Origin of the sequence: Virgibacillus sp. 6R (assembly GCF_001895305.1) — a bacterium.
Lineage (GTDB): Bacteria > Bacillota > Bacilli > Bacillales > Amphibacillaceae > Virgibacillus > Virgibacillus pantothenticus.
In genome coordinates this window covers 1,838,109-1,854,546 of sequence record NZ_CP017762.1, presented here as the reverse complement: position 1 = coordinate 1,854,546, position 16,438 = coordinate 1,838,109, and the positions used below count along the sequence as shown (strand labels likewise).

Genomic DNA, 16,438 nt, shown 5'->3' with positions numbered 1-16,438 from the left:
GAAAATATCATGACGTTGAAACGGATTAAAGTAATGACAATTTTTGGTACGCGTCCGGAAGCGATTAAAATGGCCCCCCTCGTCCTGGAATTAAATAAGCGCACTGAGGAATTTGAATCCATTGTCACTGTTACAGCACAGCATCGGGAAATGCTTGATCAAGTATTGGAAATTTTTTCCATTATTCCTGATTACGACTTAAATATTATGAAAAAGCAACAAACGTTAGCGCAAATCACCACAAGAGCATTAGAGGGTCTGGATGAAGTAATGAAAAAAACGCAGCCAGATATGGTGCTTGTTCATGGGGATACAACGACAACGTTTGTAGCTTCTCTTGCAGCATACTATAATCAAATTGCAGTAGGCCATGTGGAAGCGGGGCTAAGGACATGGAATAAGTACTCTCCATATCCAGAAGAAATGAATCGCCAATTGACTGGAGTCATCGCTGATTTACATTTTGCACCTACAGAAAAGTCCAAGCAAAATTTAGTTCAGGAAAATAAGCCGCTGGAGCGTATTGCTGTTACTGGAAATACAGCAATTGATGCATTAAAAACAACGGTCGATCCTTCATATAGCAGTCCGATTTTAGAGCGTATAGGAGAAAAGCGTCTAGTTTTAATGACCGCACATCGAAGAGAGAACCTCGGTAATAACATGCAGCAAATGTTTAGAGCTATTAAACGTTTAGTTGAAACGCATGCGGATATTCACGTTGTATATCCGGTTCATCTTAATCCTGTCGTTAAACAAGCTGCTGAAGAAATTTTAGGGAACGATGATCGAATTGATTTAATTGAACCATTAGGTGTTGTTGATTTCCACAATTTTGCTTCTCGTGCTTATTTAATTTTGACCGATTCTGGGGGAGTTCAAGAAGAAGCGCCATCCCTTGGAGTACCTGTACTCGTTTTACGGGATACAACAGAACGTCCGGAAGGTATAGAGGCGGGAACATTGAAACTAGCTGGTACAGATGAAGATAATATATATCACTTGGCAAATGAGTTGTTAACAAATAAACAATCCTATGACAAAATGGCAAAAGCGTCCAATCCTTATGGAGATGGACAAGCTTCACGCAGGATTGCAGATTCGATTGTTGATTATTTTCATAAATAGTCTATTTAAAAGATGGGGTTGCTAGACTTATTTGGCAGCCCTTTTTTGTGTTAATGAAAGTGCACGCTTTTTTCAACACAAAATATATCCAAAGACTTTATTTTTGTATATTTTTCCTCTTCCATCAAATCCTAAAGCCTAAGGAGAGGATAGTATGCGTGTAAAGATACTTTTAATCAGCAGTATATTTGTTATGTTATTTACGGTAAGCAACGTCAGTTTAGCAGAGCAATTGAACCATAAAGGTAATAAGCTGGAACCGGTTATTGTTGAAGTAAACGGGGAACCAAAAGAAATTCAAGCTTTCTTAAAAAGCCATTACCCGTCTATTGAAATAGTAGCTGTTTATACGACATTGTTTAATGGTCTTGCTCTCAAGGGTGACCGGGAGCAGTTACGACGAATGGAATCATTGGATTTTGTGAAAAATATTCATACTGTACAGCAGTATGAAACGACAAACATGGAACGAAGTAAATGGGAACAAAAGCATCGAAAGGCTGTTTTTCCGTTTGAATTAAATAACACCACCTATACAGGAAAAGGCGTCAAGGTTGGCGTTATTGATACGGGAATGGATTATAATCATCCCGATTTACGCACAAATTATCGTTCCGGATATGATGTGGTTGATTTAGATGATGATCCCATGGAAACAAAACCAGAAGAAGGTATCCCGACGTTGCATGGCTCCCATGTGGCTGGTATTATTGCTGCCAACGGAAAATTGAAAGGGGTAGCACCTGATGCAGAATTATATGCTTATCGCGCGTTAGGCCCAGGAGGCAGTGGTACATCGATCCAAGTAATTGCTGCAATGGAGCAGGCAATAAAGGATGATGTAGATATTATTAACTTGTCTTTAGGTAATCAAGTTAATGGACCGGACTACCCAACAAGTTTAGCTGTGAATAAAGCAGCTGAATTAGGCGTTGCTGTTGTAATAGCTAATGGGAATGCGGGTCCGGATGGCTGGACAGTTGGAGCGCCTGCCACCGCTAATCAAGCGTTATCTGTTGGAGCTGCAAGTCACGAACAACAGCTCCCTTATTTATATGCACGATGGGATGATAAAAAAATTGCCATCACGGAAATGACCGGCTCTCCTCCATGGCAGCTTGATACGTTTTATCCCATTGCTTTTGCAAAGCAAACGAAAGATTTAAACGGGAAAATTGCGCTTTACCAACGAGATGATATTCCTTTTATGGAAAAAGTGCAGCAGGCGCAAGCTTCTGGTGCGAAAGCGGTCGTTATAGCTAATAATCAAGATCAACCGTTACAAGGAGATGTATCTGGGGGAAAATCGCTTAAAATTCCAGTTGCCTCCATATCCCAAAAGGACGGGGAGTGGTTGCGAAAAAAGTTAAATAAAGAACAATTGAACTTAGAAACAAAATATGAAAGCAAAGCGCCTTCGATTGCCAATTTTAGTTCAAGAGGCCCCGTTACAGTAAATTGGCATATTAAGCCGGATGTAGTTGCTCCTGGAACTCAAATTGTAAGCACAGTCCCGGGCGGGTATCGAGCTTTACAAGGAACAAGTATGGCTGCTCCTCATGTAAGCGGTGTGGTCGCTCTCATCAAAGAAGCAAGACCCATGTGGACCAATCAGCAAATATTTGGGGCAATAAAAACAACGGCATTACGTATGGATGCAGATCAAGAGCCTTTGTCTCCGACCATCCAAGGTATGGGACTTATTCGCCCAAAGGAAGCGATTGAAACAAAAACAATCATCGATGACCCGCAATTAACTTTCGGCCAGGTTCATTCTTATAGCGAAACAAAAACAGAACAAATCGTAATTGAAAATACAACAGATGAGCCTCAAACCTACTATTTTGATAATCCATATAAACAGCCTGGAATAAGCTGGAACCTGCCTCCTTCAATCACGGTAGCTCCTCATAAGAAACAGAAGCTGTCGCTTGAAATAAAAATAACTTCTCCGCAAATTGAGGAGGGTGTGCATCAAGGCTGGATCACCATGCGACAAAAAGATACAGCATACCATATGCCGTATTTATTTGTTAATCAAGCAGCGGATAACCCAAAGACAATGGGATTTGAATTTGTACTACAGCCTTTATCAACCGATGCCTTTAACTACCGTTTTTATATGACAGAACCAGCGGAAAAAGTGGAAGTCGATTTGTATCATCCAGATACACTTCTGTTTGACCGTCAATTGCTAGAACTTAAGGACGTCAAGGCAGGAGTCAACGAAGGGGAAATGGATCGAGGAACAGTAGGTAAATCAGGGTATTATTATGCTGTTATTTCCGTAACGCTTAAAACTGGGGATTTGGCGAGTTATGAAGCGATGATTTATGTACCACCTCAAGGTGTAAATGGGAACTGACTATTATTTCCTTTTGTTCACAAATTCGTCACTCTTTAGACACGAAAAATACACTATACTAGTGAGTAGGATTTTTTGTTCCGCAAAGACAAAAAATCCTAAAATTTACCATTTCTAATTATCTCAAAACATGCAAATTATGCTTGAAATCAATTGACATTAAGGGATCGCTCATGTAAACTTGCTAAGTGTGGAATGGTAGTGGTTTCATAACTTTTATTGCGTTAATTTTATGGCTATCATTCACCTGTTCATTTGTTCACATAAACTTCATAGTATAGTAAGAAAAGTTATAGTATACTATGAAGATGGATCTTTTTTTTACATACGAATTCCTTATTTTGAGCGTAAAGCTGTTTCTATGTAAGCATAGCGTTTTACGAATGTACATGCTGTATCATAGGCAAGGGAAGAGGAAATTATGTCGGATTACAAAAAAATGGTTGCGCGACAGCAGAAATGGATGTTCTATCTTCTCGCAATTTTTGTTATAGGAGCTGGCTTTACGCCGTATGTACAGATCTTTCTTGGTTTGTTACTTGGCTCATCTATCAGCTTTTATAACTTGTATCTACTCCAAAAGAAAGTAGCGTTGTTTGGTGATGCAGTCACGAACAATCAAAAGGTAAAATCCTTGGGAACGCTATCACGAATGGCGGCTGCCATTCTAGCGACCTTAATCGCCATTCGGTTTGATGACTACTTTCAAATCATTGCTGTGATTATTGGATTAATGACATCCTATCTTGTCATTATGATAGATTTTGCTCTAAGTAACTTTAAACAATCGAACAAGAAGGAGGGGTGAATAACGTGAATCATACTGCACCAATAGCAGAGGACCTATTTGGCATTTCCTGGTTCGACGTCAACTTGGCGAATCTTTTTATGGTAGCTGTTTCTTCTGCCATCGTGTTTATACTTAGTGTTATTGCAAGCCGCAAATTGCAAATGAAGCCAACCGGTTTACAAAATTTTATGGAATGGATTGTCGAATTCGTAAAAGGGATTATTAGCGACACCATGGATTGGAAAACCGGAAAAGTATTCCTCCCGCTTGGTCTAACATTAATTACGTATATTTTAGTAAGTAACTTGCTGGGGGTAGCCACAGTTGGGGTAATTGGTCATGATTTATGGTGGAAATCACCGACGGCTGATGCAACATTAACATTAACGCTATCAGGCATGGTTGTTCTGTTAACACATTTTTATGGCATTAAAATTCGAGGGATGAAGCATTATTTGAAAGGTTATGTTAGCCCATCACCAATTATGCTCCCTTTTAAAATTATTGAAGAATTTACCAACACATTAACGTTAGGTCTGCGACTATTTGGTAATATTTATGCAGGAGAAGTGTTGCTTGGATTACTTGTGTCGCTTGCGATAAAGGGCCCTCCATTGGGTTTCATTTTTGCAGCCGTTCCAATGCTTGCATGGCAAGGGTTTAGTTTGTTTATTGGAGGAATTCAAGCATTTGTGTTTACGATGTTAACAATGGTGTATTTGTCTCATAAAGTGAGCAGCGACCATTAAATAAAAACATAAAAATATAAGGTTTATAATAAAAGGAGGAAATATGAATGGGAGCTTTAGCAGCAGCAATAGCAATTGGTTTGGCAGCGTTAGGCGCTGGTTTTGGTAACGGAATGATCGTTAGTAAAACAGTTGAAGGGATTGCTCGCCAGCCAGAATTAAAAGGTTCATTACAAGGTACCATGTTTGTCGGGGTAGCACTAGTTGAGGCGATTCCTATTATCGCAGCGGTAATCGCATTTATGGCTATTTTTATGTAAACTTTCATAATTTAAGATGGCGAGGATTAGTTTAACAGTCTTCGCCATTCCTTTATGGGATTTATTAACGAAATAGTTTGAAGATGTTACTGATCACGAAAGGAGTGAAATTAGTGTATTCATACATCGATGTATTAACAGTAGGTGCCGGTGTTGGGGGCTTAAGAGTAATCGATATGGGAATTCAATTATTCTTTTTCCTTCTTTTACTATTCTTAGTAAAGAAATTTGCATGGGGCCCTGTCATGAATATGATGCAAAAGCGTGAAGAATATGTAGCCAATGAGATAGAAGCAGCCGAAAAGAGCCGCATTGATGCGGAAAAAGCTTCTAAAGAAGCTCATGAACGCTTAAAGCAAATGAAGCAGGAAGCGCAAAAAATTATTGAGGATGCAAAAGAGGCGGGGCAAAAACAAGAGCAAGAAATTATCAGAGCCGCCCGTGATGAAGCTAATCGTCTTAAAGAGTCTGCACAAGCTGACATCCAAAATGAAAAAGAGAAAGCATTACAAGCATTACAAGATAAAGTTGCATCATTATCCGTATTGATTGCAACCAAAGTGATTGAAAAAGAGATCGATGAGAAAGATCAAGAAAAACTTATTCATGAATACATTAAAGAGGTAGGAGAAGAGCTATGAGTCATGAAACGGTAGCAAAGCGTTATGCGGATGCTCTTTTCCAGCTTGGTCAAGAAAATGGAACACTTGATGTACTAGCTCAAGAAATGAAAGTGGTAAAAAAAGCGTTTCAAGACAATGAAAATCTTTATACATTCCTCGTGCATCCTCGTATAAGCAATGCGAAGAAGCAACAATTTTTGCAAGATGTATTTCAACAGGCGCAAAAGGAAGTAGTGAACACTTTGCAGTTACTAGTCCAGCGTCATCGGATCGAATTACTTCCGGCAATTGTTGATCATTTTATCCAGCTAGTAAATGATGCGAAGGGAATTGCAGCTGCAACCGTATATTCTGTTCGAGCATTGTCAGAGGAGGAGTGCCGACAATTGGAGCTTAGCTTTGCAAAGCGATTTGCTAAAAGAGCGATTGAACTAAATAATGTTGTCGATCCTTCATTAATTGGCGGTATGAAAATCCGTGTTGGCAATACGATTTATGACGGCTCCGTTAGTGGCATGCTAAAACGAATAGAGCGAAATATTGTGACTGCAAACAAATGAAGATAGGGGTGAAATGGTATGAGCATCAAAGCAGAAGAAATTAGCAGTCTGATCAAACAGCAAATTCAAACATTTGATACAGACATTGAAGTTAGCGATGTCGGCACAGTAATTGAAATTGGTGACGGTATTGCACGTGCTCATGGCTTGGATAACGCCATGGCCGGAGAACTACTTGAGTTTTCAAATGGCGTCATGGGCTTAGCACAAAACCTGGAAGAAAGCAATGTAGGGATTGTTATTTTAGGTCCTTACACAGAGATAAAAGAAGGCGACGAAGTTCGCCGTACAGGACGGATTATGCAAGTACCTGTTGGAGAGGAATTAATTGGTCGCGTGGTAAATCCATTAGGACAGCCATTGGACGGTAAGGGTGCGATAGAAGCAACGAAAACACGTCCAATTGAATCGCCGGCACCAGGTGTAATGGATCGTAAATCCGTTGATGAACCATTACAAACAGGTATTAAAGCGATTGATGCGCTCGTTCCGATTGGTAGAGGACAACGTGAATTAATTATCGGAGACCGCCAAACAGGTAAAACGACGGTGGCAGTGGACACTATCTTGAACCAGGCAGATCAAGATATGATTTGTATTTATGTAGCCATCGGCCAGAAAGACTCTACTGTAAGAGGTACCGTAGAAACTTTCCGACGTCATGGCGCATTAGATTATACCATCGTTGTGTCGGCTGGTGCTTCTGATCCGGCTCCGTTATTATACTTAGCTCCATATGCAGGTGTTGCTATGGGAGAAGAATTTATGTATAACGGCAAGCACGTGCTTGTAGTTTATGATGATTTGTCGAAGCAGGCTGTAGCTTATCGTGAGCTTTCCTTGCTATTGCGTCGTCCGCCTGGTCGTGAAGCATTCCCAGGTGACGTATTCTATATTCACTCTCGTTTATTGGAGCGTGCAGCCAAGCTAAGTGATGCAAAGGGTGGCGGTTCTTTAACTGCATTGCCATTTGTGGAGACGCAAGCTGGTGATATTGCTGCGTATATCCCAACGAACGTTATTTCCATTACTGATGGACAGATTTTCTTGCAATCAGATCTATTCTTCTCCGGTGTTCGTCCGGCGATTAACGCTGGTTTATCGGTTTCACGTGTTGGTGGATCAGCTCAAATTAAGGCGATGAAAAAAGTCGCAGGTACATTACGTTTGGACTTGGCTTCCTATCGTGAATTGGAGGCATTCTCGCAATTCGGTTCAGATCTTGATAAAGCAACCCAAGCCAAATTAAATCGTGGACAACGAACAGTTGAAATATTAAAGCAAGGTTTGCATAAACCAATGCCTGTAGAAAAACAGGTTATGAGTCTTTATGCACTTACAAAAGGATTCCTGGATGATATTGCTGTTGAAGATATTCTTCGCTTTGAGGAAGAAATGAATACATGGCTTGATAATAATCGTAAAGAGTTATTAACGTCCATTCGTGAAACAGGAAAATTACCAGATGAGGCAGAAATGAATGAAGCGATTGAAGCTTTCAAAAAAACATTTTTGCCATCTGAAGGATAAGGTATCATAGCGCGTAACCTTTTATGAGAAAGGGCGGTGAACGAGCTTGGCATCACTAAGAGATATTAAGGGTAGAATTAATTCTACCAAGAAAACAAGAAAAATTACTTCTGCTATGCAAATGGTTTCAGCTTCTAAAATGACAAAAGCAGAGCAAAATACAAAAGCTTTTGAACCATACAGTAAAAAAATTCAAGAAGTTATGGCCCATATCGCAAATTCTGCTACAGAGACGTCCCACCCGATGTTAGAAAAGCGGGAAGTTAAAAAGACTGGTTATATGGTCATTACAGCGGATAAAGGTTTGGTGGGCGCTTATAACAGTAATGTGTTAAAAGCACTCTACCAAAAAATCCAGCAGCGCCATCAGTCAAAGGATGAATACACCATTATAGCTATTGGGCGTATGGGATATGAATTTTGTAAAAAAATGGATCTTCCAATTGCCCAAAGTATCATTGGCATTGGTGATCAGCCTGATTTTGCAGATATAAAAGAAATTGCCTCGGAAACGGTGCAATTATATGAGGATGAAGAAATTGATGAACTGCACATCATATATAACCATTATGTTAGTGCAATCTCCCAGCAGGTAACGACAACCCAACTGTTGCCGATTACCAATTTAGGTGAGCATAACAATACTTCTTCCTTCCATGATGAATATGAATATGAGCCCAATGAAGAGCAAATTCTTGGCGTGCTTTTACCACAATATGCAGAAAGCCTTATTTATGGTGCATTATTGGATGGGAAAGCAAGTGAACACGCGGCTAGTATGACAGCAATGAAAAGTGCTACAGATAATGCTGGAGAGCTTATTGATAAGTTAACATTAACTTACAACCGTGTGCGTCAAGCTGCAATTACACAGGAAATAACGGAAATTAGTGGAGGAGTAGCTGCGCTTGAATAAGCTTCTTCGATGATTTCAGGAAAGTACGTTAGGAGGGAAATCGATGAGCAAAGGACGTATTACACAAGTAATGGGACCTGTCGTTGACGTGAAATTCGCTGATGGTCAGCTTCCCGATATTAATAACGCTCTTGTTGTTAAAATAGCTGATGACTCAGCTGATACAGCCAAAGAGCTTACCTTAGAAGTTGCGCTTCATTTAGGTGATAATAGCGTTCGTACCATTGCCATGTCATCAACAGATGGTTTAAGACGTGGATTAGAAGTTGAGGATAAAGGAAGTCCGATTTCGGTTCCAGTTGGCGATGTAACATTGGGTAGAGTATTTAATGTACTTGGAGACAATATTGATTTGGATGAACCTTTGGGAGCAGATGTACGTCGCGACCCAATTCATCGACAGTCACCAGATTTTGAAGATCTAACAACGGAAACAGAAATTTTGGAAACAGGGATTAAAGTAGTAGACTTATTAGCGCCTTATGTAAAAGGTGGTAAAATTGGTCTGTTTGGTGGAGCCGGTGTTGGAAAAACAGTACTTATTCAAGAACTGATCAATAATATAGCCCAAGAACATGGAGGTATTTCTGTGTTTGCGGGTGTTGGTGAACGTACACGTGAAGGAAACGACCTTTATTATGAAATGAAAGATTCTGGAGTTATTGCAAAAACAGCTATGGTATTTGGGCAAATGAACGAACCGCCTGGGGCTCGTATGCGTGTTGCGCTAACTGGATTAACCATGGCAGAATACTTCCGTGATGAACAGGGGCAAGACGTATTGTTATTTATCGACAATATCTTCCGTTTTACCCAAGCAGGATCTGAGGTATCTGCTTTGTTAGGACGTATGCCTTCTGCCGTTGGTTACCAACCGACGTTGGCAACAGAAATGGGACAATTGCAGGAACGTATTACATCTACGAAAAAAGGTTCTGTTACATCGATACAGGCCATTTATGTACCAGCAGATGACTATACAGACCCTGCACCAGCAACAACATTTGCCCACTTAGATGCTACAACTAACCTTGACCGTGGTTTATCGGAACAAGGGATATATCCTGCGGTAGACCCGCTTGCATCAACTTCACGTGCATTAGACCCTGAGGTTGTTGGACAAGAGCATTATGAAGTAGCTGTCGAAGTACAAAAAACATTGCAACGTTACCGTGAATTACAAGATATTATTGCGATTTTAGGAATGGATGAATTAAGCGATGAAGATAAGCTCGTTGTAGCGCGAGCACGTCGGATTCAGTTCTTCCTATCACAAAACTTCCACGTTGCGGAACAATTTACAGGCCAAAAAGGTTCTTATGTACCTGTAGAAGAGACTGTAAAAGGATTTAAGGAAATTCTTGATGGGAAGCATGATGATCTACCAGAAGACGCCTTCCGTTTAGTAGGTCGCATTGAGGAAGTAGTAGAAAAAGCAAAAGGCATGGAATAAGAGACATGAAAGGAATCAGATAATCAAACTTGATCATTTGGAACGGTTAATGAATTCAATGATTCATTGACCGCCTTCATGTCAAGTTAAGGAGGGGTTGCTTTGAAAACACTAACTGTGAGTGTTGTTACTCCTGACGGTCCAGTATTAGAAGATGATTATGAGATGGTTAGTTGTAAAGCCGAAAGTGGAGAGTTAGGTATTTTACCTGGGCATATACCTTTAGTTGCGCCATTGTCGATTAATGCGGTACGTTTGAAACGTGAAAACCATGTAGACAAATTAGCGGTTAATGGCGGCTTTATGGAAGTTCGTCCAGATAAAGTGACCATTTTAGCGCAATCAGCGGAAAAACCATCAGACATTGATATTGATCGAGCTCAACGAGCAAAAGAGCGAGCTGAACGCCGTCTCCAATCAAAACAAGATGATATTGATACGTTAAGAGCGGAATTAGCTCTTCGTAGAGCTATAAATCGACTAAGTGTCAGCAGTTAATCGAAAAATCTCTTATAACAAATAGTTATAGGAGATTTTTTGTCGTTAGGTAAATGATCATATTCTCTAGCCGTGCATACATGATTGTAAAAGTGATACATGTCCACTAGTTTTAGCGTTCAAGTAGATGTAAGCCTCCAAGTTCTTCCTGTGGCAAGATATCGGCTCAAATTTAAAGGCAGGGCGCAGAGTGTCCGATGAAATCCAATATAAACCTTAGTTTATTCGTTTTGAAAAATAGGAGGAATGCTAATTTATGGTTCAATTTATATTTTAAACTTTTCGGCTATGTTTGGTATTAAATGGAAATTAGCCGAAGTTCACAACTTTTTCGCCGAAGTTCACAATTTACCAACATATTAACAGCGTAGTTCAGCAAGAAGTTTTTCAAATACAATAAATTATCTAGTTAGAAGAAAAGTCTATCGGAGAAATAATCAAGGAATAATACCCGTATAGGACTATCAAAATTTGCAAAGCATTTTTCTCGGTTGTAATATGACGTAAAACTCTACTTCAAGATTAAAATAGGAGAGATACAGCATGACATTCCATCCTTATGGTGAGTGACTCCTGATGCTAAGCAGTCAAGTACCCTTTAGTTGATGAGCGAATTTGTGGCTGGAGTGGCAGAGTATGTCCGATTGAAGAGCGACTTTTTGATTGAAGCGGACGAATACTTGGATTGATTGGCGACTTCTGATGCTAAGCGGATAAAACCCCCGATTGATCAACAACTTTATCAGTAATATGGGCTCTACATTTCCATTTCGTTAAATTTAGGGCAGGATGTTTAAATCGTAGTGGCGCTGTAACAGGACAAGGAAAGCTATGTCAGCGACGCATCGAACGCCGAACTAGGGTGCTTCTCTTTCAAGCCACCTGATGACCTCTAGCTTTGAACTGTTTGCTCCATACAGGAAGACCTATGTAATGTTTCACTTTAATTTTTCTTCAAATCTTCCGTTTTTATGTTGCGAATAGAACAAATTCCCTTTTGTTCGTATATAAAGAACAATTTTCCCAAGGAGATTTTAAAAAGATTTTGTATTACTTTTAGTGTTTAATGATGAGATTTAATAAAGCTTGATAGAGGATAAAACGATCATCTTAATATAATGCAAACAACATTAGCAACTTTGATATTGGAAATTTATTCCTAAATAATAACCATCTATCCCGTATGTAAGGTGGTCTAAGCCTCCCGCTTTAGGAGTTGGATAATCTGTACTGCAACAAGTCTAAGTGGGAGATACCAGCACCTAATTGCCCTATTTCGTAAGTGGCTTTTAGGTCATACCATTCTGATACTAACATTCATGAGGAATAAATGAAGCCCCCGCTGATTGAAGATTTACTTTATACTTTTGGAAGTCTTATAAAAGTAAACTAAATCACATTATATGTCTTAGAAAATGTCGATATTTCCCGGGAAATGCAATAGATTTGTCTAATTTGGATATGAAGAAAAAATTAACCAACAGATAAATTTATTTCACGAGCAGAGTAAATAAACCTTATCTTCTACTTCAGCTAGTGTATATTAAGGTGAGTTGATCCATTTGTAAGTAACATGTCAGCTTCTATTCAGAGACCTTTTGATGACATACTCTTGTGTAAAAATCAGTCGAATATGGGAAAGATACAGACCGAAGTTTTACTTTAATTGTCCAAGGCATGTGCCACTCTGTTTTTTTGTCTGAAGTACTGCACTTTGTAGTTAAGAATGGACAATTTTTTGTTATTTAGGATCGGATAGTTTTGCCACACCCCTTCTTTTGAATTGACTTTTTTTCTTATCCATGGCAAAGTATCTATTAGTGCTATTGAAAAAATTATTGAATCAGATGGATATCTGCTTGAATAACAGTAAAGAAATATTGCTGCTGTTAAAGGAGATGGACATGTATGGAAGTAAAACGATTGCTCAGCAAGTAAGGAAACGCTGTGTCACTGTTAAAGTACTTTTTGAATGTCTTTTTTACACAAAGTATAAGATTTTTTTGGTTTATAGTATAAGAAAAACAAAGGCTTCCGCCATAAGACTTGGCGACAAGCCAAGTTTTTCTAATAGCAATTTATAAAGGTGGTTCGTATGTTTTCACTAGGCCAACAGGCGATAATTAGTCTTATCTCACATCTTTTATTTATATACTTGACTTGGAGATTGATGATGACCATTAACTTTGAGCCAATAATCAAAAAAGGAAGAGCGAAAGAAGCGCAAATATTAATTTTGTTTTTAACCATTGTGATTGGAACAGGTGTCAGTCGCTTCTTTTTGGAAGTGCTACAGTGGTCCAGAGATTTAAATCATTTATTTTAATTTCCTGATCTGAATACTTGTATATTGGGGAATAAAAAGACTGTCAGCATTTGTATGGTATGCTTTTGTATCTCCCAGTTCATACTATTATTAAGAAATAGTTGGATATGGGGGATTTTATTGTGAAAAAGTCTATTATTCTAGCAATTTTATGTATGTTTGTAGCAAATAATATTGGAATGGATCCAAGTGAAGAAAGCAGAAATGAACTGATGGATCTAGCTCAATTTATGATGACTGAAAATGCACCAATACAAGAATGGCAAACAACATGGAAAGAATCCATTTCTCCTGAAAGAAAAGATGCATTAGTGAAAATGTTGAGTCGTAAATACGAAAAAAGTGTGACAAAAGACGAAAAGAAGGTTAAAATTTCTTTTAAAAACCGCCATATATCTAAGGGAATAAACGTATTATTTAATGTAGTCATTCCGCGTCACGGAAACGCTTCTGCAGAATTTATTGCCGTAATAAGCGGGAATGGTTGGAATTCCAATACGGAAGAAAATTATACTCTCATAAACCAAAGCTTTATGAACAAGTATTTCACAAATTCTGTAAGGAGATTTGCTTGTCTGACGACTAGAGGAAATGATATAATTAATGGTGATTATTTTTTAACCAAATTGACAAATTATTTTCAAGTAGAACAAATACAGACACAATTCGATACAGTAGAACAATCTACACATAAAAAAATTATTTACGGGTATACACCATTATGGAAACAACGTATTTCCATCGAAGATGCACCTATGAATATACAAATTGCAGTCGAAGAAAACGGATCGGACAATCCTACATACATGATAGGAACACCTATCCTAATAAATGAATATTAATATAATGAAATTGGATCTGAAGGAGATTTGAAATATGGAAAAAATCATCGTAAGAGGCGGACACCAATTGAAAGGCACTGTGAAAGTGGAAGGTGCTAAAAATGCTGTGCTCCCTGTCATTGCCGCTAGTCTTATTGCAAGTGAAGGAAAAAGTGTCATTAAAGATGTTCCTGAACTGGCTGATGTATATACAATAAATCAAGTACTAAAAAATATGAATGCAGATGTACATTTTGAAAACAACACAGTAACGGTAGATGCTTCAAATCACTTAACGACAGAGGCACCGTTTGAATATGTAAGAAAAATGCGTGCTTCTGTTCTCGTAATCGGACCTTTGTTAGCACGTTACGGGCATGCAAAAGTTGCCATGCCAGGTGGCTGTGCAATTGGTTCCAGACCAATTGATTTGCATTTAAAAGGTTTTGAAGCAATGGGTGCTGAAACTCATGTTGGGAATGGCTTTGTTGAACTTAATGTCAACAAGCGTCTTAAAGGTGCAAAAATTTATTTAGATATGCCAAGTGTTGGGGCGACTGAAAATATTATGATGGCAGCAGCACTAGCAGAAGGAAAAACAATTATAGAAAATTGTGCCAAAGAACCAGAAATTGTTGATTTGGCAAATTACCTCAATAAGATGGGTGCCAAAATAGTTGGTGCGGGAACGGAAACGATCCGTATTGAAGGCGTTGAAAAATTGCGCGGCGTGGAACATTCAATTATACCTGATCGTGTAGAAGCTGGTACGTTTATGGTGGCTGCGGCAATTACACAAGGAAATGTATTGATTGAAAATGCAGTTTCAGAACACTTGCGCTCCGTAATTTCCAAACTGGAAGAAATGAATGTTATTGTGAAGGAAGAAGCTAATGGAATACGAGTTATTGGTCCTAAACAGTTAAAAGCAACCGACATAAAAACATTACCTCACCCTGGGTTTCCTACAGATATGCAATCACAAATGATGGCGTTAATGCTAGTTGCTCAAGGTACAAGTGTCATTACGGAAACCGTGTTTGAAAACCGCTTTATGCATGTGGAAGAGTTTCGTCGTATGAATGCTAAGATGAAAATTGAAGGCCATAGTGTGATTATGGAAGGACCTAGCGATCTTCAAGGAGCAGAAGTAGCAGCGACAGATTTGCGTGCAGCAGCAGCACTTGTATTAGCTGGATTGGCAGCGGAAGGTGTAACCCGAGTAACGGAGTTAAAGCACCTTGATCGTGGGTATGTGAACTTTGCCGGAAAATTGGCAGCTCTAGGTGCAGATGTGGAAAGGGTAGATGAAAAGGGGAATGCTGTATCGCCTCTTATCCAAGTGGAGCCAATCCATCATTCAATAGCAGCAGAGCTTTCATAATCTGCTAGTAATAAGTATGTAGGATGCATTCATTCATATTTCGAATAGAAGTCGTGTGAAAAACAGATGAAGGCTTTTTTCAAATCATCTGTTTTTTTGTATGTCATAATTGCTGTGAAGTTTATTCTTTAAATTCCGACTTTTCATTTTAGTATATTTATGGTAAAATTTAAGAAAATTTTAACCCTAAGGAGAAAGAAAAAATGAAATTATATTTATCCGTAGATATGGAAGGAATCACTGGCTTACCAGATGAAACATTTGTCAAAGCAAATATGCATAATTATGAACGATCAAGAAAAATCATGACTGAAGAGACAAATGTAGTCATTCGTAATGCATTGGATAATGGCTGCACAGGGATTTTAGTTAATGACAGCCATTCGAAGATGAATAACATACTTATTGAAGACCTACATCCAGATGCACAGCTTATTACTGGTGAGGTAAAACCATTTTCAATGATGCATGGACTAGATAATACGTTTGATGGAGCCATGTTTATTGGGTACCACGCACGCGCTGGCAAATTTGGCGTGATGTCTCATACAATGATTCAAGCAGTAAGAACGATGTATATAAACGATCAAGAAATTGGTGAAATGGGATTGAATGCCTATCTCGCAGGGTATTATGGTGTCCCGGTAATAGCCGTTACTGGCGATGACCAGGCAGCAAAAGAAGCGGAAGCACTTATCCCAAACGTGAAAACGGCAGCTGTAAAAGAGACGATATCAAGATCGTCTGTCAAAAGTTTAACACCTAAAAAAGCGGCGAAACTTTTAACAGAAAAGATAACGGAAGCAATACAGCAGCGTGATAGTATCTCACCACTAATTCCACCAAGTAACCCGATTTTGCGAGTGGAGTTTGCCAATTATGGGCAAGCAGAATGGGCTAATCTAATGCCTGGTACAGAGATAGAAACAGGAACTACAATTGTGAGGTTTCAGGCGCAAGATATGCTAGAAGCATATCAGGCAATGCTTGTGATGACAGAACTGGCAATGATAACTAAATTTTCGTAGGAGGAGG

At 39.0% G+C, this 16,438-nt stretch carries 15 protein-coding genes; all 15 read left to right on the top strand.

From position 1 onward, the window contains the following. The first annotated feature begins 9 nt into the window (after positions 1–9). The 15 genes from wecB to BKP57_RS08385 all read left to right on the top strand — a co-directional run bounded on the left by wecB (position 10) and on the right by BKP57_RS08385 (position 16,431). On the top strand, positions 10–1,128 hold the full coding sequence (gene wecB, locus BKP57_RS08460) for a non-hydrolyzing UDP-N-acetylglucosamine 2-epimerase (RefSeq protein WP_050351169.1): 1,119 nt from the start codon (positions 10–12) through the stop codon (positions 1,126–1,128). 154 nt (positions 1,129–1,282) lie between these two features. After that, entirely contained in the window at positions 1,283–3,493 is a 2,211-nt protein-coding gene (locus tag BKP57_RS08455; protein ID WP_072741348.1) for a S8 family serine peptidase, read from the top strand. Between the two features lie 421 nt (positions 3,494–3,914). Further along, a complete protein-coding gene (locus tag BKP57_RS08450) occupies positions 3,915–4,301 on the top strand; it encodes an ATP synthase subunit I (RefSeq protein WP_050350968.1) in 387 nt (128 codons plus the stop codon). Between the two features lie 5 nt (positions 4,302–4,306). Then, on the top strand, positions 4,307–5,032 hold the full coding sequence (gene atpB, locus BKP57_RS08445) for a F0F1 ATP synthase subunit A (RefSeq protein ID WP_050350969.1): 726 nt from the start codon (positions 4,307–4,309) through the stop codon (positions 5,030–5,032). A 47-nt stretch (positions 5,033–5,079) separates the two neighbouring features. Beyond that, on the top strand, positions 5,080–5,292 hold the full coding sequence (gene atpE, locus BKP57_RS08440) for a F0F1 ATP synthase subunit C (RefSeq protein WP_050350970.1): 213 nt from the start codon (positions 5,080–5,082) through the stop codon (positions 5,290–5,292). Between the two features lie 113 nt (positions 5,293–5,405). Continuing rightward, positions 5,406–5,933: a F0F1 ATP synthase subunit B gene (gene atpF, locus BKP57_RS08435; protein ID WP_072741347.1), complete on the top strand. Its 528-nt coding sequence runs from the start codon at positions 5,406–5,408 to the stop codon at positions 5,931–5,933. Next, positions 5,930–6,475, top strand: a complete 546-nt coding sequence (locus tag BKP57_RS08430) for a F0F1 ATP synthase subunit delta (RefSeq protein ID WP_050350972.1) — start codon at positions 5,930–5,932, stop codon at positions 6,473–6,475. The genes atpF and BKP57_RS08430 overlap by 4 nt, the downstream gene beginning before the upstream one ends. 18 nt (positions 6,476–6,493) lie before the next feature. Beyond that, a complete protein-coding gene (gene atpA, locus BKP57_RS08425) occupies positions 6,494–8,005 on the top strand; it encodes a F0F1 ATP synthase subunit alpha (protein WP_050350973.1) in 1,512 nt (503 codons plus the stop codon). A gap of 46 nt (positions 8,006–8,051) precedes the next feature. Beyond that, positions 8,052–8,921 carry an ATP synthase F1 subunit gamma gene (gene atpG, locus BKP57_RS08420; RefSeq protein WP_050350974.1) on the top strand — a complete coding sequence of 290 codons (870 nt, stop codon included), beginning with the start codon at positions 8,052–8,054 and terminating at the stop codon, positions 8,919–8,921. Positions 8,922–8,964: 43 nt separating this feature from the next. Beyond that, positions 8,965–10,374: a F0F1 ATP synthase subunit beta gene (gene atpD, locus BKP57_RS08415; protein ID WP_072741346.1), complete on the top strand. Its 1,410-nt coding sequence runs from the start codon at positions 8,965–8,967 to the stop codon at positions 10,372–10,374. A gap of 102 nt (positions 10,375–10,476) precedes the next feature. Next, positions 10,477–10,872, top strand: a complete 396-nt coding sequence (locus BKP57_RS08410) for a F0F1 ATP synthase subunit epsilon (protein WP_050350976.1) — start codon at positions 10,477–10,479, stop codon at positions 10,870–10,872. Between the two features lie 2,095 nt (positions 10,873–12,967). Then, positions 12,968–13,198, top strand: coding sequence for a DUF1146 family protein (locus BKP57_RS08400; protein WP_050350978.1), 231 nt, complete (start codon positions 12,968–12,970; stop codon positions 13,196–13,198). Between the two features lie 122 nt (positions 13,199–13,320). After that, a complete protein-coding gene (locus BKP57_RS08395; protein ID WP_050350979.1) occupies positions 13,321–14,040 on the top strand; it encodes a YwmB family TATA-box binding protein in 720 nt (239 codons plus the stop codon). A 34-nt stretch (positions 14,041–14,074) separates the two neighbouring features. Continuing rightward, entirely contained in the window at positions 14,075–15,403 is a 1,329-nt protein-coding gene (gene murA, locus BKP57_RS08390) for a UDP-N-acetylglucosamine 1-carboxyvinyltransferase (protein ID WP_050350980.1), read from the top strand. A 203-nt stretch (positions 15,404–15,606) separates the two neighbouring features. After that, a complete protein-coding gene (locus tag BKP57_RS08385) occupies positions 15,607–16,431 on the top strand; it encodes a M55 family metallopeptidase (RefSeq protein WP_050350981.1) in 825 nt (274 codons plus the stop codon). Positions 16,432–16,438: the final 7 nt, after the last annotated feature.